Here is a 25,820-nt window from a genome sequence, read left to right on the forward strand (position 1 = left end):
CTTATTGAACGGCTTTACGCGGCGCCATGGGGTCGGCCGGCAAAGTAAAAGAACGCAGATCAATCGTCGGTGCGCCATCGGCGCCCAGGCGGTGATCCAGAATGAGCAGCTTGGCGTGGGCCAGGCCTTGGCTGAGTTGGCCGAGGTACTGTTCCAGCACAAAGGCTTTGCCAGCGGCGGCGTAGGCTTTTTGTTCGGCACTGAAGCGCAGGTCGGCCGCTTGGGCACCGGCATTCACTTCGCGCGCGGTGGCCAGGGCCTGGTCGCGGGCGGTGCTGGCTTGCAGCAAGGCCTGGTTGGTCTGCTCGCTGGCGGCACCGCGCTCGCGGGAGATCAGCGCCTGGGCGCCGATCTGCGCCGCCTGTACGCCGTGGTAGGCATTGGCGGCGCCGGCGGGTGGGTGAATCGCTTCCACCACGGTGGCCAAAATTTCCACGCCGCTGTCGAGCTTTTGCAGGTCGGCCTGCACCGAACGGCCGATTTCGTCGGCCAGTTGGGTGCGTTGCTCGCCGAGCAATTCGTCGAGGGTGCGCGAGGCAAAATCGTGAACCAGAATGCGGCTGGCGGTGCTACGGATCAGCGTCGGCACATCCGCACTGTTATAGGTGGCGGCCAGCGCAGCCTGATCAGTCAGGCCAATGCGATAGACGAAACGCACGTCCATATTGACGATCTGGAAGCTCTGTTTGTCGCCGCTGCTGCTGGCGATCACCTGGGATTTGTCATTCACATGGCTGGCGTCCCACAACCGGTTGGCAATCGTCGGCGCCGGGCCTTCCGCAGGTGCCAGCTCCGGTGTGGCGGCTTCGCTGACACTGGTAGCCAGTTCATGCACCACACCGTTTTCCACTGTGATGACGCGGCCTAACGGCCAGGGCAATCCGGCATGCAGGCCCGGGCCGAAGACTTCGACCGGTTTGCCAAAGCGTTCATAAATGCCACGGCCTTGCAGGGGCACTTCGTGCACGCCGGTCAGCGCCCAGCCGACCGCCAGCACCACCAACAGCACCGGCAGGAATGCACGGCGCATGTAGGTAAACGCCCAGATCTGGCGCAGGTCGATGCCGAAGCGGTTGTGCAACTCGTGCTGCAGCGCCAGCAAGGGTTGTGGCGGCCAACGCAACAGCCCGGCGATAAAGCTTTGCGCCATCAAACGTGGTTCGAGACGCGGCTGGCGTGGGCTGAACAGCGAGAGTACAGCCCGCAGTAAAAACTCCACCGCGACCAGCCCCGGCAGCAGGCCGATCAACACGGCCAAGCGCAACGGCCATACCGATTCCGCGCCGGCAAACAGCAGGCAGATCGCGCTGCCCACCAGGCAGGCAATCGCCACCCGGCTCAGTTGCGCCAGCGGTGAAGCTTCCGGCCATTGCGCCGCCGTTTCCTGCGCCAAGCGGCGCTCGAACACCAGCAAGCCAAAGGCCAATGCCAACCCCAGCGCGGCACCGATGCTTGCCGATTGCCCCACCGGCGCGGCGGGCAACGCCAGGTTCCAGAATTCGACGATGCTGACCAACGCCAACAACGACCAACCGCCCAGCCACAGCACCGGGGCGCCAATCTGCGCCAACAGGCCACTGCCGAAACGCCCGAGCAGGCGCGCGTACCAACCGGCCTCTTCAACCGGCAGTTCGATCACTTCAGCCGTCGGTTCCTCCAGCGCCTGGGCGCGCCAATCCGCGACCCACCACGCCGACTGCAACCCGGCCACCAGCACCCACAAAGCCGACGCGCAGTTGATCAGCACCACCGGCCAGATCGACAGCGGCGCAAACAGGGCGACAAACAACGCCAGCACCCAACCGCAAACGGCCAGGGCCGTCAGGCTGATGCCGGCCTGGCGCAATCGACGGGCATGAAACAGCCCCTGCTGAAAACGCGGCAGGCCTTCAACCGAAGCGCCGTCAGCTTCTAGATCCACTTGCATCCACTCAACGCCCGCTTGTACACAATTCGTTACGATATAACACGCAGCGTGAAATTTTTGTTCGAAAACACCACAGACACCCTGTGGGACATTCAGTCTCCGGCGCCTGCAAGACCGTGATTAAACCCCCATAAACACGAGCCATCACTGGTGCAGTCGCAGATTAATCGGCACACTCCAAACAGTTTTTCGCGGGTCCACGGACAAGGAAGCGTCACCTCCCATGATTTCGATCTATCAGCTCAAGCCGCGTTTTCAAAACCTGCTGCGCCCCCTTGTGCAGCGCCTCTACGACAACGGCACCACCGCCAACCAAATTACCGTGCTGGCCGGCGTGGTTTCCCTGCTGGTCGGCCTGCTGATTGCCTGCTTTGCCCAACACCTCTGGCTGTTTGCGCTGATCCCGTTGTGGATGATCCTGCGCATGGCCCTCAACGCCATCGACGGCATGCTCGCCCGGGAATTCGGCCAGCAGTCGCGCCTGGGCGCCTACCTCAATGAACTGTGCGATGTGATCGCCGACAGCGCGCTGATCCTGCCGTTTGCGCTGATTCCCGGTGTGAGCCTGGCGCCGGTGCTGCTGGTCACGTTGCTGGCGGTATTCAGCGAATACGCCGGTGTGCTTGGGCCGATGGTCGGTGCGTCACGGCGCTATGACGGGCCGATGGGCAAGAGTGATCGCGCGTTTGTACTCGGCGTGTTGGCCACCGGCGTGGCGCTGGGCTGGCTCGGCGCGGGCTGGGTCGACACGGTGATGTGGCTGGTTGCCGCCCTGCTCGCCTACACCTTGGTCAACCGTGTGCGCCAAGGTCTTAAAGAAACGACTTCCCCTTCTGCATAAGGAATTTGCGATGCGCGAACAGCAAGAGCACACCTTCAGTACCCATGATGGCGTCGAGCTTTTCTACCGGCACTGGCCGGCCACCGCACCGCTGGGCGATGAGCCGCGCAAGGCGATCCTGCTGTTTCATCGCGGCCACGAGCATTCGGGGCGCATTGCCCACTTGGTCGACGAACTGGACCTGCCGCACTTCGACTTCTTCGCCTGGGACGCTCGTGGCCACGGCCAGTCGCCCGGCGCGCGCGGGGACAGCCCAAGCTTCGCCACCAGTGCCCGCGACGTGCAGACCTTTCGCGACCACATTGGCGCCACTTACGGCATTGAAGAAGAAAACTGCGCGGTGATCGCCCAAAGCGTTGGCGCGGTGATCGCCGCCACGTGGGTGCACGACTACGCGCCGAAAATCCGCGCGTTGGTGCTCGCCTCTCCGGCGTTCAAGGTCAAGCTCTACGTGCCGTTCGCTCGGCCAGGCCTGGCGCTGATGCGCACGTTTCGCGGCAACTTTTTCGTTAACAGTTACGTCAAGGCCAAGTTCCTCAGCCATGACCCAGAGCGCGTCGCGTCCTACGACAGCGACCCGCTGATCACCAAGGCGATCTCGGTGAATGTGCTGCTCGGCCTGTACGAAGCTGCCGACCGTGTTGTAGCCGATGCCCAGGCAATCCAGGTGCCGACCCAGCTGCTGATCTCCGGCTCCGACTTTGTGGTGCACCGCAAACCCCAGCAGCAATTTTTCGACCGCCTGGGCAGCCTGAAAAAAGAACTGCACATCCTGCCCGGCTTCTTCCACGACACCCTCGGTGAACGCGACCGCGCCGTGGCCGTGAGCAGCGCCAAGCGCTTTATCCTGCAGAATTTCGAATACCCGCTGGACCGTGCCTCTTTACTGGATGCCGACACACTCGGCGCCACCTGCGCCGAGTCCGAATCCCTGGCCGCGCCGCTGCCGCGCAACTCGCTGCGCGACCTGTACTGGCGCATGACCCGCGCCAGCATGGGCCTGGGCAAGAACCTCTCGGACGGGGTGAAACTGGGCTTCGACACCGGCTTCGACTCCGGCAGTACCCTCGATTACGTGTACCGCAACAAGCCCACCGGCAAGGGCGGGTTGGGGCGGATGATCGACACCAACTACCTCAACTCCATCGGTTGGCGCGGCATTCGCCAGCGCAAGCTGAACGTCGAAGAACTGCTGCGCCTGGCCATGGCCACGTTACGCAACGATGATCGCGAAGTGCGCATTGTCGACATCGCTGCGGGCCACGGCCGCTACATTCTCGAAGCCTTGCAGGGCGTGTCGCCGTTGCCGGAGTCGATCCTGCTGCGCGACTACAGCGACATCAACGTACGCGACGGTGGCGCACTGATTCGCGAAAAAGGCCTGGGGGATATCGCGCAGTTCGTCAAAGGTGATGCGTTTGATCGAGCGGATTTGGCGGCGCTGGAACCCAAGCCGACCTTGGCGGTGGTGTCCGGGCTGTATGAGTTGTTTGCCGATAACGCCATGGTCGGCGGTTCGTTGGCCGGCCTTGCCGAAGCGGTGGAGCCGGGCGGCTACTTGGTCTACACCGGCCAGCCATGGCACCCGCAGTTGGAACTGATCGCCCGCGCATTGACCAGCCACCGCCAGGGCCAGGCCTGGGTGATGCGCCGGCGCAGCCAGGCGGAAATGGATCAACTGGTGGAAGCAGCCGGCTTCCGCAAGATCACCCAGCGTGTGGATGAGTGGGGCATTTTCACCGTGTCCCTGGCACAGAAGATCTAAACATGCGCGAACCCGGTTTATTGAAACCCGCCGTCCTGTGGCTGTTGCTGTTGGCGCCGCTGTTTTTCAGCACCTACGGCTTCGCCACCTGGGTCACCAGCCAACGCAGCGACGTCGGCACGCTGGTGTTCGGTTGGGAAACCCATATGCCGTTCTGGGCCTGGACCATCGTGCCCTACTGGTCCATCGACGTGCTCTACGGCTTTTCCCTGCTGCTGCCCAATAGCCGCCATGAACTGAAACAACACGCGCTGCGCCTGCTGTCCGCACAGGTGATCGCCGTGAGCTGCTTCCTGATCTGGCCGCTGCGCTTCACGTTTGAGCGGCCAGAACTGGACGGCGTGTTCGGCTGGCTGTTTGCCGTGCTGGCGGGCTTCGACAAGCCGTTCAACCAAGCACCGTCTCTGCATATCGCATTGCTGGTGATCCTGTGGGTCATGTACCAGCGCCACACCCAAGGCTTTTGGCGCTGGGTAGTGCACGGCTGGTTCGCGTTGATCGGTATTTCGGTGCTGACCACTTATCAACATCACTTTATCGACTTACCCACAGGCGCCCTCGCCGGCTGGTTATGCGTATGGCTATGGCCGCTGGAACACCCAAGCCCGCTGCTGAATGCGCGGCTTACGCGGGATCGAAAACGCTGGCGGCTGGGCGTGCGTTACGGCCTGGGCGCCTTGGCCTTGTTGGTTCTCGCTTTGGTGCTCGGCGGTGGGTGGCTGTGGCTGCTGTGGCCGGCGGTTTCCCTGGGGTTGATCAAGGCCAATTACTTCGTGCTCGGCGCACCGGGGTTTCAGAAACGCGCCGATGGCACGCTGACGCCGGCTGCGCGCTGGTTGTATGCGCCCTACTTGGCGGCGGCGTGGCTCAACTCACGCCTGTGGACACGCAAACATCCGCAGCCAGACCTGATTGTGGATAACGTCTGGCTCGGACGAATTCCCACGACCAGCGAGCAAGGTTCATTCAAGGCCATCGTCGATCTGTGCGCCGAATTGCCGATTAATCCACAGGGCCGTGCTTATGAATGCGTCCCCGTGCTGGACCTGATCACTCCTACACCCGTCGAATGCCTGCAAGCCGCGCAGGCCATTGAACGCTTGCGTGCTAACGGGCCGTTACTGGTGTGTTGCGCCCTTGGTTACTCACGCAGCGCCACCGCCGTCGCTGCCTGGCTGCTGCACACCCAGCGCGCCGCGACGGTCGATGCGGCACTGGCTATTATTCGTACAACGCGGACCCAGGTGGTCCTGCATCCCGCTCACCGTGAAGCGTTGGAGGGTTTAGCCCATGCCCGCTGATATGGAACTGCAAGTGGTCGCCAGCCTGCTGCGTCGCGGCCGGTCGCTGGACCAGTTATCCACAGGCCTGACGCTGCTCGGCGTGTTATTCGGCCTGGCTCAATTGCTGTTGGCGAGCATTTCGCCGATCTGCCTGCTGCTCAGCCTGTGGATGATTATCCTCGGGCTGCTGCAAAAGTACTGGGCGCTGCGCGTAGCCTTCGATGCTGATTTATTCGCCCTGCTGGCGCGCGATACCGAGCGCACCCCGGACCTCGACCAAGCCCTGCAAACCCTTGGCCTGCAGTCGGCAAAACGGGTCGGCCGGCCGTGGACCGAACGCCGTCGCGGCGCCCTCAAACTGCTGCGCAAGCAAGCCTGGCTGTTGGGCGCGCAAGTGCTGCTGACGCTGGCCGTGATCCTCGCCAGCCCTTGGCTACCTTTCGCCGGATAAGGAATCCCCATGTTCGAACCCGTGGTTGCCACCCTGATTACCTCAATGGCCCGCACCGTCACCGGCGCCCGTAGCCTGTGGCTGGGTTGCGCGCCGGTGCCGGTGCAACGCATCTATTTTGCCAACCACAGCAGCCACGGCGATTTCGTGCTGGTGTGGGCGTCGTTGCCGCAGAACCTGCGCAAGTTCACGCGCCCGGTGGCTGGCAGCGATTACTGGAACAAAAGCGCGCTGCGCCGCTACATCATCAACCGCGTGTTCAACGGCGTGCTGATTGATCGAGAACGCAAAGACCCTGTGGATAACCCTTTGCAGCCCATGCTCGCGGCGTTGGAAGGCGGCGACTCGCTGATCATCTTCCCCGAAGGCACGCGCAATCTCGAAGACGGCTTGCTGCCCTTCAAGAGCGGCTTGTATCACCTGGCAAAAAGTTACCCACAGGCCGAACTGATTCCGGTGTGGATAGCCAACCTCAACCGAGTCATGCCCAAGGGCCGCGTACTGCCCCTGCCTTTGTTGTGCACCACCAGCTTCGGCGCGCCACTGCAGTTGGAAGACGGCGAAGACAAAGCCGCCTTCCTCGCCCGCACCCGCGACGCCCTGCTCGCCCTCGCCCCGGAGCATGTCTGACATGGATAGCCAAACCCTGATGTTGTTCGGCGGCATCGGCGCCATCCTGGTACTCGCCTCGCTGATCGGCCTGATCCTCAAGCTGCGCACCCGTGGCACGCCGAATGCGGTGGTCGACAACCTCAATGCCCGCATCAACGCCTGGTGGGTGATGGTCGTCGTCATCGGCATCGCCTTCTGGCTCGGCACCGGCGCGGTGATCCTGCTGTTCTATGCGGTGTCGTTCTACGCCCTGCGCGAATTCCTCACCCTCACCCCGACCCGCCGCAGCGACTACCCGGCGCTGGTGGCCGCGTTCTACTTGGCATTGCCGCTGCAATATCTGCTGATCTACTCCGATTGGTACGGGCTGTTTTCAATCTTTATCCCGGTGTACGTGTTCCTGCTGCTGCCGATCCTCGCGTCGCTGGGCGGCGACAGCACGCACTTCCTGGAGCGCGCATCGAAGGTGCAATGGGGCCTGATGATCGCGGTGTTCTGCGTGTCTTTCGTACCGGCCCTGCTGACCCTCGACATCCCCGGCTACGAGGGCCGCAACCTGTTGCTGATTGCCTACTTGGTGATCGTGGTGCAACTGTCGGACGTGCTGCAGTACGTGTGCGGCAAGCTGTTCGGCAAACACAAGATCGCGCCCAACCTGTCGCCGTCCAAAACCGTCGAAGGCTTTGTCGGCGGGATTCTGCTGTCATCCCTGATCGGCGCAGCGCTGTGGTGGACCACGCCGTTCAACCCCTGGCAGTCGTTCTTGATCGCGCTATTGATCAACCTGCTCGGGTTTGCCGGCGGGATTGTGATGTCGGCAATCAAGCGTGACCGGGGCGTGAAAGATTGGGGCCACATGATCGAAGGCCACGGCGGGATGCTGGACCGGCTGGATTCGGTGTGTTTTGCCGCGCCGATTTTCTTTCACCTTGTTCGCTACTGGTGGACCTGAGAAATACCACCTCAAGCTCAACGTGGATCAACTGTGGGAGCTGGCTTGCCTGCGATGGCGGTCGGTCAGCAACCCATTTGTTGACTGATACACCGCCATCGCAGGCAAGCCAGCTCCCACAGTGGTTTTGCGGTGTTTTCGAGAGTGCGGCAAAGTCTGAAACCGCCGCTCCTACTTCACGCGTCTCTTTCTTTCGCAGGACATTTCCGAGAGAATCCCAGCCGCTTGTTGACGATCGTTCCCACGCTCTGCGTGGGAATGCATCCTGTGACGCTCCGCGTCACGGCTTTCTGAGTAAACGCAGAGCGTCCTCGGCGGCATTCCCACGCGGAGCGTGGGAACGATCAGCCAGCTCCCACATTGGTTTTGTGGGGTTTTGAAGTGCTCAGCCTGGCAAATGCCCCAGGGGCAAGGCGCCTGGGGTTTTCACGGTCTGGATCGCGAAGTTGCTGCGGATATCTCTCACGCCCGGCAGCTTTAACAGGCTGCCGGTGACAAACCGTTCATACCCACGCAAATCCGGCACCACCACCTGCAATAGAAAATCCGACTCGCCCGACACCAGAAATGCCGAGATCACTTCGGGCAGTGCGGTCACCGCTTCGCGAAAGGCATTGGCCTCGGTGTCGTTATGCCGCTCAACCTTCACGCCGACGAACACCATCATGCCCAAGCCCACTTCATCGCGGTCCAGCGTCGCCTGGTAGCCGCGAATTACCCCGGCTTCTTCCAGCAGGCGCACGCGCCGCAAACACGGTGAGGCAGACAGGCCGATCTCATCCGCCAGTTGCACATTGCTCAGGCGACCGTCGCGTTGCAAGGCTTCAAGAATCTTGCGGTCAAAGGCGTCAAGTTTGAGAGTTGGCATAAGTGAATGGTCACAGGCTTGAATAATGGCAGATAGTGCCAAGACTAAACGCTTTTATGGCTGACTACGCAAGCACCTGCCCCGCCCTTGCGCCCTAGAATTGGCCGACACATCTAGGGGGTTTGAACATGACGGAGCTCTGGGTATTTCTGGTGGCCCTTTCGGTAGCGTATCTACTGCCGGGGCCAGACATGATCCTGTTGCTGCAAACCGGCGCACGCCAGGGCAAGGCGTTGGCGCTGACCACGGCCATCGGCTTGGGGCTCGCGCGGGCATGCCACGTGGCGTTGGCAGGCATGGGGCTGGCGACCTTGTTCAAGGTGGCGCCGTGGACGTTCGATGCAGTGCGACTGGGCGGTGCGGCCTATCTGTTATGGCTGGGTGTGCAGTGTCTGCGCGCGAATATGTTGCCGGCGCTCGACGCAAACCCCGGCGCCCCGCCCGCCCATGCCTGGCGCGCGGCCTTCCAACGCGGCCTGCTGACTAATCTGCTCAACCCCAAGGCCTTGCTGTTCTGCTCGGTGCTGCTGCCGCAGTTCATCAATCCGCTTGCCGGCCCGGTGGCGGCGCAGTTCGCGTTGTTGGGGGTGATTTTGGTGAGTGTGGGTTTCGCGTTCGACTGTTGCTACGCCCTGGCCGGCGCCCGCATCGGCCACTGGCTGGCGCGCAATCGCTCGGCGCAGCGTGTACAACAATGGTTATTCGGCAGTCTTTTGATCGGTTTTGCGGTGCGTCTCACCTTTGTGCAACACGCCTGAGCGCGTGTGGTGTATCCACGTCATCTTTTGTATCAAAGACGCGTGTAAGATACGCCGCACTTAGCCAGGGATGCTCACCATGTTCGATTCGTTGAAAGCGACCAGTCGCCGTTTTCTCGGCCTGTTAACCACTGTGGTGAGTGCCCTGCTCGGCCAATGGCAACCGCCATTCTGGCTGCGCGCCATCGGCCACGGCCTGGCGAACCTGGGCCGCAAGGCTCGCGCCTACCCACGCCAGGCCGGCGCCGGGGTGTTAGGCCTGGTGTTGCTGGCCGCTGCCGGCTTCTATGGCTGGCACTGGTATTCGAACCTGCCGCAGCCGCACACTGTCGGTTATTCGCTGCACAAACCAAACCTGACGGATTACACCCAGCAACCGCCGGTTGTGGATAACTTGCAGGTGCGTTTCGCCGAGTCTGTGGCCCCGTTGGCGGCGATTGGCAAACCGGTAACCGAAGGCATTACCCTCAAACCGACCGTGGCAGGTGCGTGGCGCTGGTCCGATGACCGCACTTTACTGTTCGTGCCAGAAAAAGACTGGCCGATAGACGCCCACTACACGCTGGACCTGGCAAAGAAAAGCCTCCTGGCCGACGGCGTGTTGCTCAGCCAGTACAGCAGCCAGTTTTCCACCCAACCGTTCCGCGCCACCCTGGCGCACAACGAGCTGTATCAAGACCCGTCCAACCCGACGCTGAAGCAACTGGTCGCGACCTTCCACTTTTCCCACCCGGTCGATGAAGACAACCTGCGCAAGCGCGTGTCCGTAACCCTCGGCAAAGGCCTGGCCTACCGCGACGCTCAGCTACCCAACCGCCCGGAAGTCACCTTCGACGACTCCAAGCTCAACGCTTACGTACGCTCGGCCGCCCTGGCCACGCCGCTGGAAAGCTCGCCGGTCAGCGCCAAGCTCGATGAAGGCATCAAGGCCCGCGACGGCGGCAATGCCAGCACCGCGCCGCTGGTGGCGGAAGTCACCGTGCCCGGTCGTTATCGCCTGACCTTCACCGGCGCCGAAGTCAGCTTTGTCGACAATGAACGCGGTGAGCCGGAACCCGTGCTGATGTTCAGCAGCTCCAGCGCCGTAGCCGATGACACCATCGCCGGTAAGGTCCAGGCCTGGCTGCTGCCGGAAAAAGCCCAGGACGACACCCGTCCCTATAACAGCAACGATATCAATGACGCCCTGCTCGCCCGCAGCACCAAGGTCAACCTGACTCACGTGCCCAGCGTCGAGCCGCTGAACACCCTGCACGCCTTCAAATTCAAGGCCCCGGCCGGCCGCGCGCTGTATGTGCGCGTGCCCGCCAACCTGGAAGCCATCGGCGGCTATCTGGCGAAAAACCCTACAGCCTCTTTGATCAGCATGCCGGCGTATCCGCGCACCTTGCAGTTCCTGTCTGACGGCGCCTTGCTCAGCCTCAATGGCGAAAAACGCCTGGGCTTCATGGCCCGTGGCGTGCCCGGCGCTCACGTGGAAATCGCCCGCCTGCTGCCCAACCAACTGCAACACCTGGTGGACCAGAGCAGCGGCAGTTTTGCCCGGCCGAATTTCGGCAATGAATACTTTGATCGGATGGTCGAGCGTCAGTCGCTGGATATTGCGTTGGCGTCCAATGACCCGGCGAAAACCGTGTACGACAACGTTGACCTGAGCCACTACCTCACCGCCAACGGCGGGCGTCGCGGTATTTTCGTGCTCAAGCTCAGCCCGCAGGATGAACCGGCCGAGCGCACCTTCGAGTACGACCGCAGCAGCACCAGCGACCTGCGGTTTATCGTGGTTACAGATCTGGGCATCATCGCCAAACGCTCCAGCGACGGTAGCCATGATGTGTATGTGCAGTCCATCGGCAACGGTTCGCCGGTGGCCGATGCGCAGGTCGACATCATTGGTCGCAATGGCCTGCCGGTCAGCAGTGGCCGCACCGATGCCGAAGGCCACGCGCATTTCGCCAAGCTGGATGAACTGCGCCGTGAGAAAACGCCGCTGATGTATGTGGTCACTCGCGGTAATGACCAATCCTTCTTGCCGATTGCCCGTCAGTCCCAGCAGCTGGATTTGTCGCGCTTCGATGTAGGCGGCCTGGAAGAGGACGGCGCGATTGATCGCCTCAGCGCCTACCTGTTCACCGACCGCGGCCTCTATCGCCCGGGCGAAACCGCGCACTTGGGCATGATCGTGCGCAGCGGCAACTGGCAAGGCGCCCTGCAAGGCCTGCCGGTGGAGCTGCAAATTACCGACCCACGCGGCCTGGAAGTGATTCGCCAACCGCTGAAACTGTCCACCAGCGGTTTTGAAACCTTTGATTTCCCCAGCAGCGAAGTCGCCCCCGCAGGCGACTACACCGCGACCTTGCAGCTGATTGGCCAGAAAAACACCCGCACCGACTTGGGCAGTGTCAGCTTCAAGGTGCGTGACTTCGAGCCGGACCGCATGAAGGTCAGCCTGAGCCTGCACGACACGCCCGTGTTGGGCTGGATTCCACCGGACCAGGTGGTGGCCAAAGTCACCGCCATGCACCTGTTCGGCGCCCCGGCGTCCGGCCGTCGCGTCACCGCCAAAATGTCCCTGAGCCCGACGCTCGCGGCCTTTGACCGTTACCCCGATTACCGCTTCCGCCTCAACGATTCATTGGAAGACGCCAGCACCGAAGACCTCGCCGAAACCACTGTCGACGACGACGGCCAGGCCGTGCTCGACCTCAACCTTCAGCGCTTCGCCAACAGCACCTATCGCCTGCAGGTGACGACCCAGGTGTTCGAGGCCGAAGGCGGTCGTAACGTGGCGGCGCAAAGTGCGCTGCTGGTGTCGTCCGCGCCGTATCTGGTCGGTGTGAAAAGTCAGGATTCGCTGTCGTACGTCGCCAAGGACGCCCCGCGTCAGGTGCAATGGCTGGCCGTCGCGCCGGACCTTACGCCACTGGCAGTGGACGGCCTGACCAGCGAAGTGGTCGAGCACCGTTATGTGTCGGTGCTGGTGAAACAGTCCAACGGCACCTACAAATACGAGTCGCGCATCAAGAACATCAGCCAACCCGCCTCACCCCTGACGATGACTAAGGACGGCGCCAAGCAGGCCCTGAACACCGGCACACCGGGCGATTTCACCCTGCAACTCAAAGATGCCAACGGCAACCTGCTCAACCAGATCGACTACAGCGTGGCCGGGCGTGGCAACACCTCGCGGTCCCTGGAGCGTAATGCCGAGCTGCAACTGCGCCTGGATAAACGCAGCTATGCCACCGGTGATGAGATTGCGATCAGCATTCGCGCGCCTTACACCGGCGCCGGCTTGATCACCATCGAGCGTGACAAGGTCTACACCCAGCAGTGGTTCAAGGCCGACAGCACCAACAGCGTGCAACATATCCGCGTGCCTGCTGGGCTTGAGGGCAATGCCTACGTCAACGTGCAGTTTGTGCGGGACATGGGCTCGGCCGAGGTCTACATGAGCCCGCTGTCCTACGGCGTGGTGCCGTTCAGCATCAACCTGGATGCGCGGCGCATGGCGCTGAAGGTTGAAGGCCCGGCGAAGATTGAGCCGGGGCAAACCCTGGACATCAAGGTCAGCGCCGACCGCCCAGGCCGCGCGGTGATCTACGCAGTGGACGAAGGCATCCTGCAAGTGGCGCGCTACCAGACGCCGGACCCATTGGGCTTCTTCTTCCAGAAGCGCGCGCTGGAGGTCGGCACCAGTCAGATTCTTGACCTGATCCTGCCGGAATTCAGCCGCTTGCTCAGTGGGGCTGCGCCCGGTGGCGATACCGAAGGCGCCCTGGCCAACCACCTCAACCCGTTCAAGCGTAAACACCAGCCACCCGTGGCGTGGTGGTCCGGCTTGGTGGATTTGCCGGCCGGTGAAACCGTGCTGCATTACCAAGTGCCGGACAGCTTCAACGGCAAGCTGCACCTGTTTGCGGTGGCGGTGGACGCCGACAGCGTGGGTGTCAGCGAGGCCAGCACCGACGTGCGTGGGCCGATCGTGATCACGCCGAACGTGCCGGCCTTCGTCGCGCCGGGGGATGTGTTCAATGTGAGTGCCGGGGTGTTCAGCAACCTCGACGCGGCGGCAGACGTGAAGTTTGAACTGCAGACCAGCGACGGCCTCAATGTGCAGGGCAACAAGGGCAGCACCTTGTCATTGCAGCCGCGCAAAGAAGGCACCGCCGAGTTCAAGATCAAGGTCGGCGAAACCCTCGGCTCGGCGGACCTGCGATTTATCGCGGTGCTGCCGGACGGCAAGCGTATTCAAGTCGCAGAAACCACCTCGATCCGCCCACTGAGCGAGCATCGCGTGGCCCTGAGCCTGGGTCGTTTCGACAGCGCCAGCAAAGAGCTCAAGCCCACGCGTGAACTGTTCAGCCAACTGCGCGACGTGCAACTGGGCGTGGCGGCCTCGCCGCTGGTGTGGGCCAACGGCCTCAAGCATTACCTGGATGACTACGGCTACGCCTGCACCGAGCAATTGGTGTCCAAGGCCATGCCGGCACTGATCTGGGGCGGCACCGCGCCTGAAGCTGAACAAGCCTTCAGCAGCGCGGTGCGCATGTTGCGCCAACGCCAGAATCAGGCCGGCGGCTTCGGTTTGTGGGCGGCTAACCCGGACGTGGCGCCGTACGCCAGCCTGTACGCCACTGACTTCCTGATCGAAGCCAAGGAACGCGGGCTGCCGGTGCCGGAAGATTTGCTGGTGCGCGCCAACGCCTACCTGACAGACCTGGCCAACGGCCCGAGCGAAGGTTTGTCGGAATTGCGCAACCGTGCCTACGCCAGTTATCTGCTGAGCCGTCAGGGGATTCTGGTGAGTGGCGCCTTGAGCGATATCCGCGAGCGCTACGAGAGCTACTTCAAAGACACCTGGCAGAACGACCTGGGCGCCGCTTACCTGGCCGCCAGCTACAAACTGCTCAAGCAGGACCGCCAGGCCGACATGCTGTTCCGCAAAATCCCATGGCGCTCCCTTGTGGATAAGTGGGACAGCGACGGCCTGTATTACGACCCGCTGGTGCACGACGCCGAACACTTGCACCTGCTGGCGCGCCACTTCCCCGAGTTGCTGGACGACGTGCCGACAGCCTTGCTGGATAAACTCGGCAAGCGTCTCAACGAGCAACGCTACAACTCGCTGTCGGCCGCCCTGTTGCTACGTGCCCTGGACAACTATGGCCAACGTGCACAGAGCGACATGACCCTCAAGGCCACCGCCTGGCTGGGCGACAAGCAGCAGCAATTGCTGGAGATGGCCGGTCAGCCGCCACGCGCCGCCGTACCGGGTGCCACGCAAAAGCTGGTGATGGAAAAAACCGACGGCCCGGCCGCGTTCTACATGCTCAGCGAAGCCGGTTTCGACAAGGGTGCCAAGCTCAAGCCGATCAACAATGGCCTGGAAATCATCCACGAATACCTCGACCTCAAAGGCGAGCCGGTCAGCAAAGTGGCGGTGGGCGATGAGTTCCTGGTGCGCCTGCGCCTGCGTGCCACCGACCGCGACCAAGTGCAGCAAGTGGCCGTGGTCGACCTGCTGCCCGGTGGCGTCGAGCCTGTGTATAACTTGCCACCGGAGCCGGAGGCCGCAAACTCCGAGGAAAGTGAAGGCGACGATTCGGAGTACGTGGAAACCGCCGACGGTGAAGAGGCAGATGCCTGGCAGGCGCCCATCGGCGAAACCGAGCTGAGCAACTGGCAGCCGGACTACGTGGATGTGCGTGATGATCGAGTGGTGTTGTACGGCACCGCGCTGCGCGATGTAGGCACGTTCGTCTACCGCGTGCGCGCCACCAACGCCGGCACCTTCAACACGCCACCGGCCTACGCCGAAGGGATGTACGAAACGACCCTGCAAGGGCGCGGCAAAGTAGGCCAGCTTGAAATTACCAAGCCTTAAACACCTGACGCCGCTGTTGGCAGCGGCGGCGGTGTTGGCGGGGTTGCGGCTGTGGCCGCATGCCCCGCTGGAACAGGCCGTGACCTCGTCGCGGGTGGTGTTGGCCGACGACGGCGCGTTGCTGCGCATGACGCTGGCGGCTGACGGCCAATACCGTTTATGGCTGCCGCTTGCGCGCATGTCGCCTTCACTGGTGGAAGCCTTGCTGCTCAAGGAAGACCGCAATTTCTACTGGCACCCGGGGATCAATCCCCCGGCGTTGCTGCGCGCGGCCATGGCCACCTACAGCGGCGGCCAGCGCCAGGGCGGCTCGACCTTGAGCATGCAGCTGGCGCGGCGCTTGTGGGACTTGAACACCCGCCAGGTGCCGGGCAAGTTGCAGCAGATGGCCCTGGCGCTGTGGTTGGAAGCGCGTTACAGCAAGCACGACATTCTTGAGGCCTACCTGAACCTGGCGCCCATGGGCGGCAATATCGAAGGCGCCGAGGCGGCCAGTCGCATTTACTTTGGCAAGTCGGCGGCGCAGTTGTCGTTGTCTGAAGCACTGGCACTGGCGGTGATTCCCCAGCAGCCGGGGCGACGCGCGCGCTTCGGGCCATCGCTGCAAAACGCGCGGCTGCGCTTGATGGCCGACTGGCGTGAAACTTATCCACAGGACCCGCGCAACGACAGCTTGCTCGACTTGCCGCTGGAAGCGCGCAACCGTCAGCAGATTCCGTTCCTGGCGCCGCACCTGAGCGAACAGTTGCTCGCGTCCCAGGCAGGTAACGAACTTAACACCACCCTCAACCTGCCCCTTCAGCAACTGCTCGAACGCCTGATCACCGGCTTTATCGCCGAGCGGCGCAGCACTGGCGTGGAAAACGCGACGGCGATCCTGATCGACAGCCGCGACCAGAGCGTCAAGGCGCTGGTGGGCTCGGCGGACTACTTATCCACAAGCATTCACGGGCAGGTCAACGGCGTGTTGGCGCGACGTTCGCCGGGGTCGACCCTCAAGCCGTTTCTGTATGGGCTGGCGCTGGATCAGGGTGTGATCCACCCGATGAGCATCCTCAAGGATTTGCCGAGTAACTTCGGCTACTTCCAGCCGGAAAATTTCGACGGCAGTTTTATCGGGCCGCTGACGGCGCGAGATGCCTTGATCCGTAGTCGCAACATCCCGGCAGTGTGGCTCGCCAGCCAGGTGAAGTCGCCGTCGCTGTATGGCTTGCTGCAACGCGCCGGCATCCAGGGCTTGCGCGGCGAAAGCCATTACGGCCTGGCCTTGGCCCTCGGCGGCGGCGAAATGACGCCGGAGGAACTGGCGCGGCTGTATGTGATGCTGGCCGGTGACGGGCATCTACGGCCTTTACGGTATTTGCAGGAGCAGCCGCAAGCCACCGGCCCACAGCTGCTCACGCCGCAGGCCGCGTTTATGGTGCGCGATATGCTGCGCCGCAACCCGCGGCCAGATGGCTTGCCGGGCCGGCATTGGCGCACCGCGTGGAAAACCGGCACCTCTTGGGGTTTTCACGATGCCTGGAGCGCAGGCCTGGTCGGGCCGTACGTGCTGGTGGTGTGGGTGGGCAATTTCGACGGTCGACCGAATCCTGCGTTTATCGGCGCCAAGACCGCCGCACCGCTGTTCTTTCGTATTGCCGATGCCTTGCCCCTCGCGCTGCCCAACGTGGTGATCAAAGCCGACAAACCGCCGGCCGGGCTGGTGCGCATCGATGTCTGCGCCGCTTCTGGCGAGTTGCCCAACCGCTGGTGCCCGCAAACCCGCAAGACGTGGTACGTGCCCGGTGTGTCGCCGATTCGGGTGTCCAACCTGCACCGCCCGGTGCTGATCGACACCCGCACCGGCAAGGCTGCGTGCCCGCCGTTTGACCCGCAATACACCCGCGAAGAAGTCTTCGAGTTCTGGCCCAGTGATGTGCAGCGTCTTTATCGCGCGGCTGGCCTGCCACGGCGCACGCCGCCCAGCGTGATAAAGAACTGCCAACCCAACCGCATCAGCGACCAGAGCGAAGCGCCGCAGATTCGCTCGCCGCTGACCCAGGTGAGCTATCAATTGCGCCTGTCCCTGCCGCAGGAAAGCATCCCGCTGAATGCCAACGCGGCCAGCGATGCGGCAACGCTGTATTGGTTTGCCGACCAAACGCTGATCGGCCAGGGTCCGCCGCAAACCACGCTGAACTGGCGGCCGGGCAAGTCGGGGGAATACCGGTTGCGGGTCAGTGATGATCAGGGGCGCAGTGCGAGCCGGGGGTTGAAGGTGGAGTTTGTGCCGTGATCAGACATCCCTTTCACACAGCTCAGTAAAAACGTCGATGAAGATCCGGAAATATCATCTGCGCAAACCAGACGGGAAGCCCAGGGAAGATTGAGCGCGATTTTGCTGACGGTGCTTCAACTACCCCCAAATCGATCAATTTCTTAAGCTGATCGCTCGCCACGCGATCATGCAGGCCCGAGAAAATTTTAAAGTCCGCTCGAGCAATCTCACCCTGAGTCAGCAAGATATGGATTGCCCTGGCCATTTCCTGTTTCACACCCGACTCTACGAATCGTCCTTCAAGCCCAATCACTCTCTCGAGCCGCAGGCGTAAGCCGACAAGGTCCTCTCGCCGACAAGGTCGCAGGCTCGGTGTATTGGCCTTCGATCAGGTTGCTGTAATAGCTATTGGTGATTCGCATCAGGCCGCCGATGCGGGTCGCAGTATGTTCGGGGAGCAAGCCTGTGAGTTTGCCTGCGCGAAACGACAGCGTCTCTGCCGTACGCAAAATCGACGCAGGGAAACCTGGGGATGGCCAGACAGGCTCCAGCCAGTGGTTTCCGGAAATAAACTGCTGCGTCATTTACATCACCTTTTCCGATTTTTTTTCGGATCTTATTTTCCTTAAAGGCCAATAGTAACGGGATGAATCAGCGATTTCATACAACTACTTACTAATCATTTTTCCGATTTTTTTCGGATCTTTGCCTGATTTTTTCTGCCTTTATAGGGGAAGCTCAATGTAGTCGGACTCCCCGCCGCCTGTAGCGCCTGACAACCAACCCCACACGAAACTCAAGGTGGTACGCCCGCCAAGGTCAACACCTACGGTGCCGCGAGACCAGCCGGCCAGCAACTCACCTTCGGTGGTCAGGCACTGATAAAGAAGTTCGATGGTGTTGGAGCCTGTTACGCGTCCGACCTGTTGGCCCGTGCGGATACGGCCGCCTTGGTAGGTGCCCGAGATCGAGTCGCCGTCGACTTGGTAATGAAATACCGTGCCTGAACCGGACAGCCCTTGGGTGTTGGCGGCTACGGTGAACCGGCGATTGTTCAAGCGGTCGTGGATGTGTGAGGGGTTCTGCATCGAAGTCACGTCCTTTCGATGGCACCTGGAGGCCCGATCGGCCTCCAGGCTGCGCAGTATTACTCCACCGTCACCGACTTCGCCAGGTTACGCGGCTGGTCAACGTCGGTGCCCTTGAGCACCGCCACGTAGTACGACAGCAACTGCAGCGGGATGGTGTAGAGGATCGGCGACAGGGTGTCGTGGATGTGCGGCATGTTGATGACGTGGGTGCCTTCGCCGTTGGTCATGCCGGCTTTTTCGTCGGCGAACACGATCAGTTGGCCGCCACGGGCGCGGACTTCCTGCAGGTTGGATTTGAGCTTTTCGAGCAGTTCGTTGTTCGGCGCGACGGTGACCACTGGCATGTCGTCATCCACCAGGGCCAACGGGCCGTGTTTCAGTTCACCGGCCGGGTAGGCTTCGGCGTGGATGTACGAGATTTCCTTGAGTTTCAGCGAGCCTTCCATTGCCACCGGGTATTGGGCGCCACGGCCGAGGAACAGGGTGTGGTTTTTGTCGGCGAACAGCTCGGCGACTTTTTCCACGGTGCTGTCCATGGCCAGGGCTTCGCCCAGGCGGGTCGGCAGGCGGCGCAGTTCTTCCACCAGGGTAGCTTCGACGCCTTCGGCGAGGGTGCCGCGCACTTGGCCCAGCGACAGCGTCAACAATAACAAGCCGACAAGCTGGGTGGTGAAGGCTTTAGTGGAGGCCACGCCGATTTCGCGACCGGCCTGGGTCAGCAGGGTCAGGTCGGATTCGCGCACCAGGGAGCTGATGCTGACGTTGCAGATCGCCAGGCTGGCGAGAAAGCCCAGCTCTTTAGCGTTACGCAGGGCTGCCAGGGTGTCGGCGGTTTCGCCGGACTGGGAGATGGTCACGAACAGGGTGTCGGGTTGCACCACCACCTTGCGGTAGCGGAATTCGCTGGCGACTTCGACTTGGCACGGGATGCCGGCCAGTTCTTCCAGCCAGTAACGCGCAACCATACCGGCGTGGTAGCTGGTGCCGCAGGCGACGATCTGCACATTGCGCACTTTGGCGAACAGCTCGGCGGCTTGTGGGCCGAAGGCGTTGACCAAAACCTGGTTCTGGCTCAGGCGACCTTCCAGGGTGCGTTGCACCACGGACGGTTGCTCATGGATTTCCTTGAGCATGAAGTGGCGGAACTCGCCTTTGTCGGCCGCTTCGGCGCCGTCGCGATATTGCACAGCTTCGCGCTCGACGGAGTTACCGTTGACGTCCCAGATCGCTACGCTTTCACGGCGGATGTCGGCGATATCGCCTTCTTCCAGGTACATGAAGCGGTCGGTGACTTGGCGCAGCGCCAGTTGGTCGGAGGCGAGGAAGTTTTCACCCAGGCCCAGGCCGATCACCAATGGGCTGCCACTGCGCGCGGCAACCACGCGGTCAGGTTGGCTCGCGCTTACCACCGCCAGGCCATAGGCGCCGTGCAGCTCTTTAACGGTGGCCTTGAGGGCGACGGTCAGGTCGCCGAGGTCCTTGAGCTTGTGGTTCAGCAGGTGGGCAATCACTTCGGTGTCGGTGTCCGAGGTAAATACATAGCCCAGACCTTTGAGCTGCTCGCGCAGCACTTCGTGGTTTTCGATGATGCCGTTGTGCACCACCGCCAGGTCACCGGAGAAATGTGGGTGGGCGTTGCGCTCGCACGGCGCGCCGTGGGTGGCCCAGCGGGTGTGGGCAATACCAAGGCGGCCGACCAGCGGCTCGCCGAGCAGGGCTTGCTCCAGCTCGCTGACCTTGCCTGGGCGGCGCATGCGCTCAAGCTTGCCGGCGTTGGTGAAGACGGCCACACCGGCGCTGTCGTAGCCGCGGTATTCCAGGCGCTTGAGGCCTTCAAGCAAGATGGCGGTGACGTTGCGTTCAGCGACTGCGCCTACAATTCCACACATGGTTTTTCTCCTAGATGATTGCCGCGCATATCAGCGTAATGCCGCGGGCTTGGATCTGGTCGCGGGCCTCAAGCGGCAGGCGATCATCGGTAATAAGGGTATGGACGCTGCTCCAGGGCAGTTCCAGGTTGGGGATCTTGCGGCCGATTTTGTCGGATTCGACCATCACCACCACTTCACGGGCGACCTCGGCCATCACACGGCTCAGGCCCAGCAATTCGTTAAAGGTGGTGGTGCCGCGCTGCAGATCGATGCCGTCGGCGCCGATGAACAGTTGATCAAAGTCGTAGGAACGCAGCACTTGCTCGGCAACCTGGCCCTGGAACGAGTCCGAATGCGGGTCCCAGGTGCCGCCGGTCATGAGCAGCACCGGTTCGTGCTCCAGTTCGCTCAAGGCGCGGGCTACGTGCAGGGAGTTGGTCATCACTACCAGGCCGGGCTGATGGCCCAGCTCAGGGATCATCGCGGCGGTGGTGCTGCCGCTGTCGATGATGATGCGCGCGTGTTCACGCAAACGCATCACGGCCGCCCGCGCGATGGCACGCTTGTAGGCCGAGATAGGCTGGGCAGCGTCGCCCACCAGTTCCTGGGGCATGGTGATGGCGCCACCGTAGCGGCGCAGCAGCAAGCCATTGCTTTCCAGGGCGGCCAAATCCTTGCGGATGGTCACTTCGGACGTTTCGAAACGCTTGGCCAATTCGTCCACGCTGACTTCGCCCAGTTCATTGAGCAAGGTCAGGATGTTGTGGCGTCGTTGGGGTGTATTTCGTTTCGACATGGTATTGATAAGTTTCGTTTCGAAAGATAACGAAGGCAATCAAAACCTATTGGTGAAAGATCGTCAAGCGGCGGGTGCACTTTTTTGAAAACAACATAGACCCAATGTGGGAGCGGGCTTGCTCGCGAAGGGGGTGTATCAGATACACATTCAGTGACTGACACTCCGCCTTCGCGAGCAAGCCCGCTCCCACATTGGAAGGGTGTTGCTGATGGAGCTGTGGATAACTCAGGTCTTCTTGATCTTGACCGGGCGTTTCCAACCGTCGATGTTGCGCTGGCGAGCACGGGCCACTGCCAGTTGAGACTTATCCACATCCTGATTGATGGTGGAGCCGGCAGCGGTGTTGGAGCCGTCGCCGATGGTGACGGGTGCAATCAGCGAGTTATTGGAGCCGATGAATACGTCTTCACCAATCGTCGTCTGGTACTTATTGGCGCCGTCGTAGTTACACGTGATAGCGCCAGCGCCGATATTGCTGCGAGCACCGATGACCGCATCACCGAGATAGGCCAAGTGACCTGCTTTGGCATCGTCGCCCATCTGCGCGTTTTTCAGTTCGACGAAGTTACCCACATGGGCCCGGGCACCCAGCACGCTGCCCGGACGCAAGCGCGCAAACGGGCCGGCATCGCTGCCCTCGCCCATCACCGCACCGTCGATATGGCTGTTGGCTTTGATCACCACGCCTTTGCGCAGGGTGCTGTCCTTGATCACGCAGTTCGGGCCAATCACCACGTCGTCCTCGATGATCACGCGGCCTTCGAGGATCACGTTGATATCAATCAGCACGTCGCGGCCTACGGTAACTTCACCGCGCACATCGAAGCGTGCCGGGTCGCGCAAGGTCACGCCTTGAGCCATCAGACGCTGGCCTTCGCGCAGTTGGTAATGGCGCTCAAGCTCTGCAAGCTGCTTGCGGTCGTTGGCGCCCTGCACTTCCATCGGGTCATGGGGCTGCTCGGTGGCGACCAGCAGGCCATCACTCACGGCCATTTCGATTACGTCGGTGAGGTAGTACTCGCCCTGGACGTTGTTGTTGGACAGGCGGCTCATCCAGTCGGCAAGTTTGTTGGCCGGCACGGCAAGAATGCCGGTGTTCCCTTCAGTGATGGCGCGCTGGGCTTCGCTGGCGTCCTTGTGCTCAACGATGGCTGCAACCTTGCCGTCGGCGTTGCGCACAATACGGCCATAGCCGGTGGGGTCATCCAGTTCAACGGTGAGCAGGCCCATCTGGCCAGGTACTACGTGCTTGAGCAGGCGTTGCAGGGTTTGTACTTCGATCAACGGCACGTCGCCGTAGAGGATCAGCACGGTGTCGGCAGTGATGAACGGCACGGCTTGCGCAGTGGCATGGCCGGTGCCGAGTTGTTTGTCCTGCAAAACGAAATTCAGGTCATCCGCGGCCAGGCGTTCACGCACCACATCGGCGCCGTGGCCGATCACCACGTGAATCCGCTGCGGGTCCAGTTGCCGGGCGCTGTGGATAACATGGCCGAGCATGGAATTGCCCGCGACCGGGTGCAGCACCTTGGGCAGGGCCGAACGCATGCGGGTGCCCTGGCCTGCGGCGAGAATGACGATTTCAAGAGACATGAATGGCTACCAATCCTGGGCGGTCCGGCTTCAGACCAAAGAAGTGTTTTGCTAAAAAAGAAAAAGGGTAGCCGAGGCTACCCTTTTTAATCAATCGCGCATAAGCATGACGGCGTGGCCGCTTACTTCTTGCGCAACTGCTGGAGCGTGCGCAGCTGAGCTGCAGCCTCGGCCAGACGTACAGCAGCAGCGCTGTAGTCGAAGTCCGCGCCCTTTTCGTTCAGGGCCTTCTCGGCAGCCTTGACGGCTTCCTGAGCGGAGGCTTCATCCAGGTCGCCAGCACGTTGCACAGTGTCGGCAAGTACCTTGACCATGTTCGGCTGAACCTCGAGGAAACCACCGGAGATGTAAAACACCTCACGTTCCCCGCCTTGCTTGGTCAGAGTGATCGGACCTGGCTTCAAGCTGGTGATCAACGGCGCGTGGCCCATGGCAATACCCAGGTCACCGAGTTCGCCGTGTGCAATCACCATTTCTACCAGACCGGAGAAGATTTCCCCTTCCGCGCTGACGATATCGCAATGGACTGTCATAGCCATCTGATTGCCTCAACCTGATGAGCGCCCGTTGCCGGGCGCCGGGATTACAGTTTCTTGGCTTTCTCGATCGCTTCTTCGATGCCGCCGACCATGTAGAACGCTTGTTCTGGCAGGTGGTCGTAGTCACCGTTGAGGATGCCTTTGAAGCCAGCAATGGTGTCTTTCAGGGAAACGTATTTACCCGAGGCACCGGTGAAGACTTCAGCCACGAAGAACGGCTGCGACAAGAAACGCTGGATCTTACGAGCGCGGGATACCAACTGCTTGTCGGTTTCCGACAGCTCGTCCATACCCAGGATCGCAATGATGTCCTTCAGTTCTTTGTAACGCTGCAGCACGTACTGAACGCCGCGAGCGGTGTCGTAGTGCTCCTGGCCGATCACGTTCGGGTCCAGCTGGCGCGAAGTCGAGTCGAGTGGATCGACCGCTGGGTAGATACCCAGGGAAGCGATGTCACGGGACAGAACGACGGTGGCGTCCAAGTGGGCGAAGGTGGTCGCAGGCGATGGGTCAGTCAAGTCATCCGCAGGTACGTATACCGCTTGGATCGAGGTGATCGAACCTTCTTTGGTCGAAGTGATACGTTCTTGCAGAACGCCCATCTCTTCAGCCAGGGTCGGCTGGTAACCTACTGCAGAAGGCATACGGCCCAGCAGTGCGGATACTTCAGTACCGGCCAAGGTGTAACGGTAGATGTTGTCGACGAACAGCAGAACGTCGTTACCTTCGTCACGGAACTTCTCGGCCATGGTCAGGCCAGTCAGTGCTACGCGCAGACGGTTTCCCGGCGGCTCGTTCATCTGACCGTAAACCAGTGCCACTTTGTCCAGAACGTTGGAGTCCTTCATCTCGTGGTAGAAGTCGTTACCCTCACGAGTACGCTCACCCACACCGGCGAACACGGAATAACCGCTGTGCTCGATGGCGATGTTACGGATCAGTTCCATCATGTTTACGGTTTTGCCTACACCGGCACCACCGAACAGACCGACCTTACCGCCTTTGGCGAACGGGCAAACCAGGTCGATAACCTTGATGCCGGTTTCCAGCAGATCGTTGCCGCCAGCTTGTTCGGCGAACGAAGGTGCTGGGCGGTGAATGCCCCAACGCTCTTCGGTGTCGATCGGGCCAGCTTCGTCGATTGGGTTACCGAGTACGTCCATGATCCGGCCCAGGGTCGCTTTACCGACCGGTACGGAGATGGCAGCGCCAGTGTCCAGAACATCCAGACCGCGCTTCAAGCCTTCGGTAGAACCCATTGCAATGGTACGAACCACGCCGTCGCCCAGCTGCTGCTGAACTTCCAGAGTGGTGCCTGCATCGCTTTGTACTTTCAAAGCGTTGTAGATGCTCGGTACGCTGTCGCGTGGAAATTCCACGTCGATGACGGCGCCGATGATTTGAACGATACGTCCGCTACTCATAGCTGGATCCTCTGAATATTTGAACCGTTAAACCGCGGCAGCGCCGCCGACGATTTCCGAGATCTCTTGGGTGATCGCAGCCTGACGCGCCTTGTTGTAGATCAGCTGCAAATCGCTGATCAGATCACCGGCGTTATCGGTAGCGTTTTTCATCGCGATCATCCGCGCCGCTTGTTCAGCTGCGTTGTTCTCGACCACCGCCTGGTAAACCTGCGACTCCACGTAGCGCACCATCAAGCCGTCAAGCAGCTCTTTGGCGTCTGGTTCGTAGAGGTAGTCCCAGTGGTGCTTGAGTTCCTGATCCGGAGTCGCCACCAGTGGAATCAATTGCTCCACGGTCGGCTGCTGGGTCATGGTGTTGATGAACTTGTTGGATACCACGGACAGGCGGTCAATCCGGCCTTCCAGGTACGCATCCAGCATCACCTTCACACTGCCGATCAAATCATTGATCGACGGCTCTTCACCCAGGTGGCTGATAGCTGCTACGACGTTACCGCCGAAGTTACGGAAAAAGGCCGCACCCTTGCTACCAACAACACACAGATCGATCTCGACGCCTTTTTCGCGGTTTACCGCCATGTCCTTGACCAGGGCCTTGAACAGGTTGGTATTCAGACCACCACACAAACCACGGTCACTGCTCACTACCACATAACCCACACGCTTAACTTCGCGCTCGATCATGAACGGGTGGCGGTATTCCGGGTTGGCGTTGGCCAAATGCCCAATTACCTGGCGGATACGCTCCGCATAAGGACGGCTAGCAGCCATGCGCATTTGTGCCTTGCGCATTTTGCTGACCGCCACTTTTTCCATGGCGCTGGTAATTTTTTGCGTGCTTTTGATGCTCGCAATCTTACTGCGAATCTCTTTTGCGCCTGCCATGTAACACCTAT

Annotated in this window: 20 protein-coding genes; 9 read left to right on the forward strand and 11 right to left on the reverse strand. The window is 61.3% G+C overall.

From position 1 onward, the window contains the following. Position 1: 1 nt before the first annotated feature. A complete protein-coding gene (gene hflK / locus ACA065_RS30605) occupies positions 2 to 1,927 on the reverse strand; it encodes a protease modulator HflK (RefSeq protein ID WP_497692770.1) in 1,926 nt (641 codons plus the stop codon). A 223-nt stretch (positions 1,928 to 2,150) separates the two neighbouring features. Here hflK and ACA065_RS30610 point away from each other — a divergent pair, with 223 nt between their 5' ends. Genes ACA065_RS30610 through ACA065_RS30635 form a run of 6 tightly spaced genes read left to right on the forward strand, consistent with a single transcriptional unit; the run spans position 2,151 to position 7,831 of the window. Next, complete coding sequence (locus tag ACA065_RS30610; RefSeq protein ID WP_497692771.1) at positions 2,151 to 2,768, forward strand: CDP-alcohol phosphatidyltransferase family protein; 618 nt, start codon at positions 2,151 to 2,153, stop codon at positions 2,766 to 2,768. Between the two features lie 10 nt (positions 2,769 to 2,778). Further along, entirely contained in the window at positions 2,779 to 4,533 is a 1,755-nt protein-coding gene (locus ACA065_RS30615) for a bifunctional alpha/beta hydrolase/class I SAM-dependent methyltransferase (protein ID WP_497692772.1), read from the forward strand. Positions 4,534 to 4,535: 2 nt separating this feature from the next. After that, entirely contained in the window at positions 4,536 to 5,834 is a 1,299-nt protein-coding gene (locus ACA065_RS30620; RefSeq protein WP_497692773.1) for a phosphatase PAP2/dual specificity phosphatase family protein, read from the forward strand. Next, entirely contained in the window at positions 5,824 to 6,267 is a 444-nt protein-coding gene (locus ACA065_RS30625) for a hypothetical protein (protein ID WP_497692774.1), read from the forward strand. The genes ACA065_RS30620 and ACA065_RS30625 overlap by 11 nt, the downstream gene beginning before the upstream one ends. A gap of 9 nt (positions 6,268 to 6,276) precedes the next feature. After that, positions 6,277 to 6,897, forward strand: a complete 621-nt coding sequence (locus tag ACA065_RS30630) for a lysophospholipid acyltransferase family protein (protein ID WP_159961216.1) — start codon at positions 6,277 to 6,279, stop codon at positions 6,895 to 6,897. 1 nt (position 6,898) lies between these two features. Then, the gene (locus ACA065_RS30635; RefSeq protein WP_106575956.1) at positions 6,899 to 7,831 is read left to right on the forward strand and encodes a phosphatidate cytidylyltransferase; all 933 of its coding nucleotides are present in this window, start codon (positions 6,899 to 6,901) and stop codon (positions 7,829 to 7,831) included. Between the two features lie 385 nt (positions 7,832 to 8,216). Here ACA065_RS30635 and ACA065_RS30640 read toward each other — a convergent pair whose 3' ends face one another. Beyond that, positions 8,217 to 8,699 carry an Lrp/AsnC family transcriptional regulator gene (locus tag ACA065_RS30640; RefSeq protein WP_497692775.1) on the reverse strand — a complete coding sequence of 161 codons (483 nt, stop codon included), beginning with the start codon at positions 8,697 to 8,699 and terminating at the stop codon, positions 8,217 to 8,219. 128 nt (positions 8,700 to 8,827) lie between these two features. On the opposite strand from ACA065_RS30640, the gene ACA065_RS30645 reads away from it, so the two are divergent. The 3 genes from ACA065_RS30645 (at position 8,828) to pbpC (ending at position 17,622) form a co-directional block, all read left to right on the forward strand. Then, positions 8,828 to 9,457: a LysE family translocator gene (locus tag ACA065_RS30645; RefSeq protein ID WP_497692776.1), complete on the forward strand. Its 630-nt coding sequence runs from the start codon at positions 8,828 to 8,830 to the stop codon at positions 9,455 to 9,457. A 79-nt stretch (positions 9,458 to 9,536) separates the two neighbouring features. Then, positions 9,537 to 15,344: an alpha-2-macroglobulin gene (locus ACA065_RS30650; RefSeq protein ID WP_497692777.1), complete on the forward strand. Its 5,808-nt coding sequence runs from the start codon at positions 9,537 to 9,539 to the stop codon at positions 15,342 to 15,344. After that, positions 15,325 to 17,622 carry a penicillin-binding protein 1C gene (gene pbpC / locus ACA065_RS30655; RefSeq protein ID WP_497692778.1) on the forward strand — a complete coding sequence of 766 codons (2,298 nt, stop codon included), beginning with the start codon at positions 15,325 to 15,327 and terminating at the stop codon, positions 17,620 to 17,622. The genes ACA065_RS30650 and pbpC overlap by 20 nt, the downstream gene beginning before the upstream one ends. 22 nt (positions 17,623 to 17,644) lie before the next feature. Here the strand turns inward: pbpC and ACA065_RS30660 are convergent, their stop codons facing one another. The 9 genes from ACA065_RS30660 to atpG all read right to left on the reverse strand — a co-directional run bounded on the left by ACA065_RS30660 (position 17,645) and on the right by atpG (position 25,809). Further along, positions 17,645 to 17,881 carry a hypothetical protein gene (locus ACA065_RS30660; protein WP_497692779.1) on the reverse strand — a complete coding sequence of 79 codons (237 nt, stop codon included), beginning with the start codon at positions 17,879 to 17,881 and terminating at the stop codon, positions 17,645 to 17,647. Between the two features lie 22 nt (positions 17,882 to 17,903). Further along, complete coding sequence (locus ACA065_RS30665) at positions 17,904 to 18,188, reverse strand: hypothetical protein (protein WP_497692780.1); 285 nt, start codon at positions 18,186 to 18,188, stop codon at positions 17,904 to 17,906. Positions 18,189 to 18,329: 141 nt separating this feature from the next. Further along, the gene (locus ACA065_RS30670) at positions 18,330 to 18,692 is read right to left on the reverse strand and encodes an avidin-fold protein (RefSeq protein ID WP_497692781.1); all 363 of its coding nucleotides are present in this window, start codon (positions 18,690 to 18,692) and stop codon (positions 18,330 to 18,332) included. 59 nt (positions 18,693 to 18,751) lie between these two features. Then, entirely contained in the window at positions 18,752 to 20,584 is a 1,833-nt protein-coding gene (glmS, locus tag ACA065_RS30675) for a glutamine--fructose-6-phosphate transaminase (isomerizing) (RefSeq protein ID WP_083356004.1), read from the reverse strand. A gap of 10 nt (positions 20,585 to 20,594) precedes the next feature. Then, complete coding sequence (locus ACA065_RS30680) at positions 20,595 to 21,362, reverse strand: DeoR/GlpR family DNA-binding transcription regulator (RefSeq protein ID WP_497692782.1); 768 nt, start codon at positions 21,360 to 21,362, stop codon at positions 20,595 to 20,597. Positions 21,363 to 21,590: 228 nt separating this feature from the next. Continuing rightward, a complete protein-coding gene (glmU, locus tag ACA065_RS30685) occupies positions 21,591 to 22,958 on the reverse strand; it encodes a bifunctional UDP-N-acetylglucosamine diphosphorylase/glucosamine-1-phosphate N-acetyltransferase GlmU (RefSeq protein ID WP_497692783.1) in 1,368 nt (455 codons plus the stop codon). 122 nt (positions 22,959 to 23,080) lie between these two features. Next, positions 23,081 to 23,497 (reverse strand): F0F1 ATP synthase subunit epsilon, encoded by a 417-nt coding sequence (locus tag ACA065_RS30690; RefSeq protein WP_083356002.1) that lies wholly within the window; start codon positions 23,495 to 23,497, stop codon positions 23,081 to 23,083. Between the two features lie 44 nt (positions 23,498 to 23,541). After that, on the reverse strand, positions 23,542 to 24,921 hold the full coding sequence (gene atpD / locus ACA065_RS30695; protein WP_083356001.1) for a F0F1 ATP synthase subunit beta: 1,380 nt from the start codon (positions 24,919 to 24,921) through the stop codon (positions 23,542 to 23,544). Between the two features lie 27 nt (positions 24,922 to 24,948). Beyond that, on the reverse strand, positions 24,949 to 25,809 hold the full coding sequence (atpG, locus tag ACA065_RS30700) for a F0F1 ATP synthase subunit gamma (protein ID WP_034139931.1): 861 nt from the start codon (positions 25,807 to 25,809) through the stop codon (positions 24,949 to 24,951). Positions 25,810 to 25,820: the final 11 nt, after the last annotated feature.

It is taken from the genome of Pseudomonas sp. LBUM1640, from assembly GCF_059716225.1.

Excerpts from the sequence above, each read along its gene's own strand:
- glmS (WP_083356004.1), bottom strand. The coding sequence starts at position 20,584 with ATGTGTGGAATTGTAGGCGCAGTCGCTGAACGCAACGTCACCGCCATC.
- glmU (WP_497692783.1), bottom strand. The coding sequence starts at position 22,958 with ATGTCTCTTGAAATCGTCATTCTCGCCGCAGGCCAGGGCACCCGCATG.
- ACA065_RS30635 (WP_106575956.1), top strand. The coding sequence starts at position 6,899 with ATGGATAGCCAAACCCTGATGTTGTTCGGCGGCATCGGCGCCATCCTG.
- ACA065_RS30650 (WP_497692777.1), top strand. The coding sequence starts at position 9,537 with ATGTTCGATTCGTTGAAAGCGACCAGTCGCCGTTTTCTCGGCCTGTTA.
- ACA065_RS30640 (WP_497692775.1), bottom strand. The coding sequence starts at position 8,699 with ATGCCAACTCTCAAACTTGACGCCTTTGACCGCAAGATTCTTGAAGCC.
- ACA065_RS30610 (WP_497692771.1), top strand. The coding sequence starts at position 2,151 with ATGATTTCGATCTATCAGCTCAAGCCGCGTTTTCAAAACCTGCTGCGC.
- ACA065_RS30665 (WP_497692780.1), bottom strand. The coding sequence starts at position 18,188 with ATGACGCAGCAGTTTATTTCCGGAAACCACTGGCTGGAGCCTGTCTGG.
- ACA065_RS30670 (WP_497692781.1), bottom strand. The coding sequence starts at position 18,692 with ATGCAGAACCCCTCACACATCCACGACCGCTTGAACAATCGCCGGTTC.
- ACA065_RS30690 (WP_083356002.1), bottom strand. The coding sequence starts at position 23,497 with ATGGCTATGACAGTCCATTGCGATATCGTCAGCGCGGAAGGGGAAATC.
- atpD (WP_083356001.1), bottom strand. The coding sequence starts at position 24,921 with ATGAGTAGCGGACGTATCGTTCAAATCATCGGCGCCGTCATCGACGTG.
- ACA065_RS30645 (WP_497692776.1), top strand. The coding sequence starts at position 8,828 with ATGACGGAGCTCTGGGTATTTCTGGTGGCCCTTTCGGTAGCGTATCTA.
- ACA065_RS30615 (WP_497692772.1), top strand. The coding sequence starts at position 2,779 with ATGCGCGAACAGCAAGAGCACACCTTCAGTACCCATGATGGCGTCGAG.
- ACA065_RS30680 (WP_497692782.1), bottom strand. The coding sequence starts at position 21,362 with ATGTCGAAACGAAATACACCCCAACGACGCCACAACATCCTGACCTTG.
- atpG (WP_034139931.1), bottom strand. The coding sequence starts at position 25,809 with ATGGCAGGCGCAAAAGAGATTCGCAGTAAGATTGCGAGCATCAAAAGC.
- ACA065_RS30625 (WP_497692774.1), top strand. The coding sequence starts at position 5,824 with ATGCCCGCTGATATGGAACTGCAAGTGGTCGCCAGCCTGCTGCGTCGC.
- ACA065_RS30630 (WP_159961216.1), top strand. The coding sequence starts at position 6,277 with ATGTTCGAACCCGTGGTTGCCACCCTGATTACCTCAATGGCCCGCACC.
- ACA065_RS30620 (WP_497692773.1), top strand. The coding sequence starts at position 4,536 with ATGCGCGAACCCGGTTTATTGAAACCCGCCGTCCTGTGGCTGTTGCTG.
- hflK (WP_497692770.1), bottom strand. The coding sequence starts at position 1,927 with ATGCAAGTGGATCTAGAAGCTGACGGCGCTTCGGTTGAAGGCCTGCCG.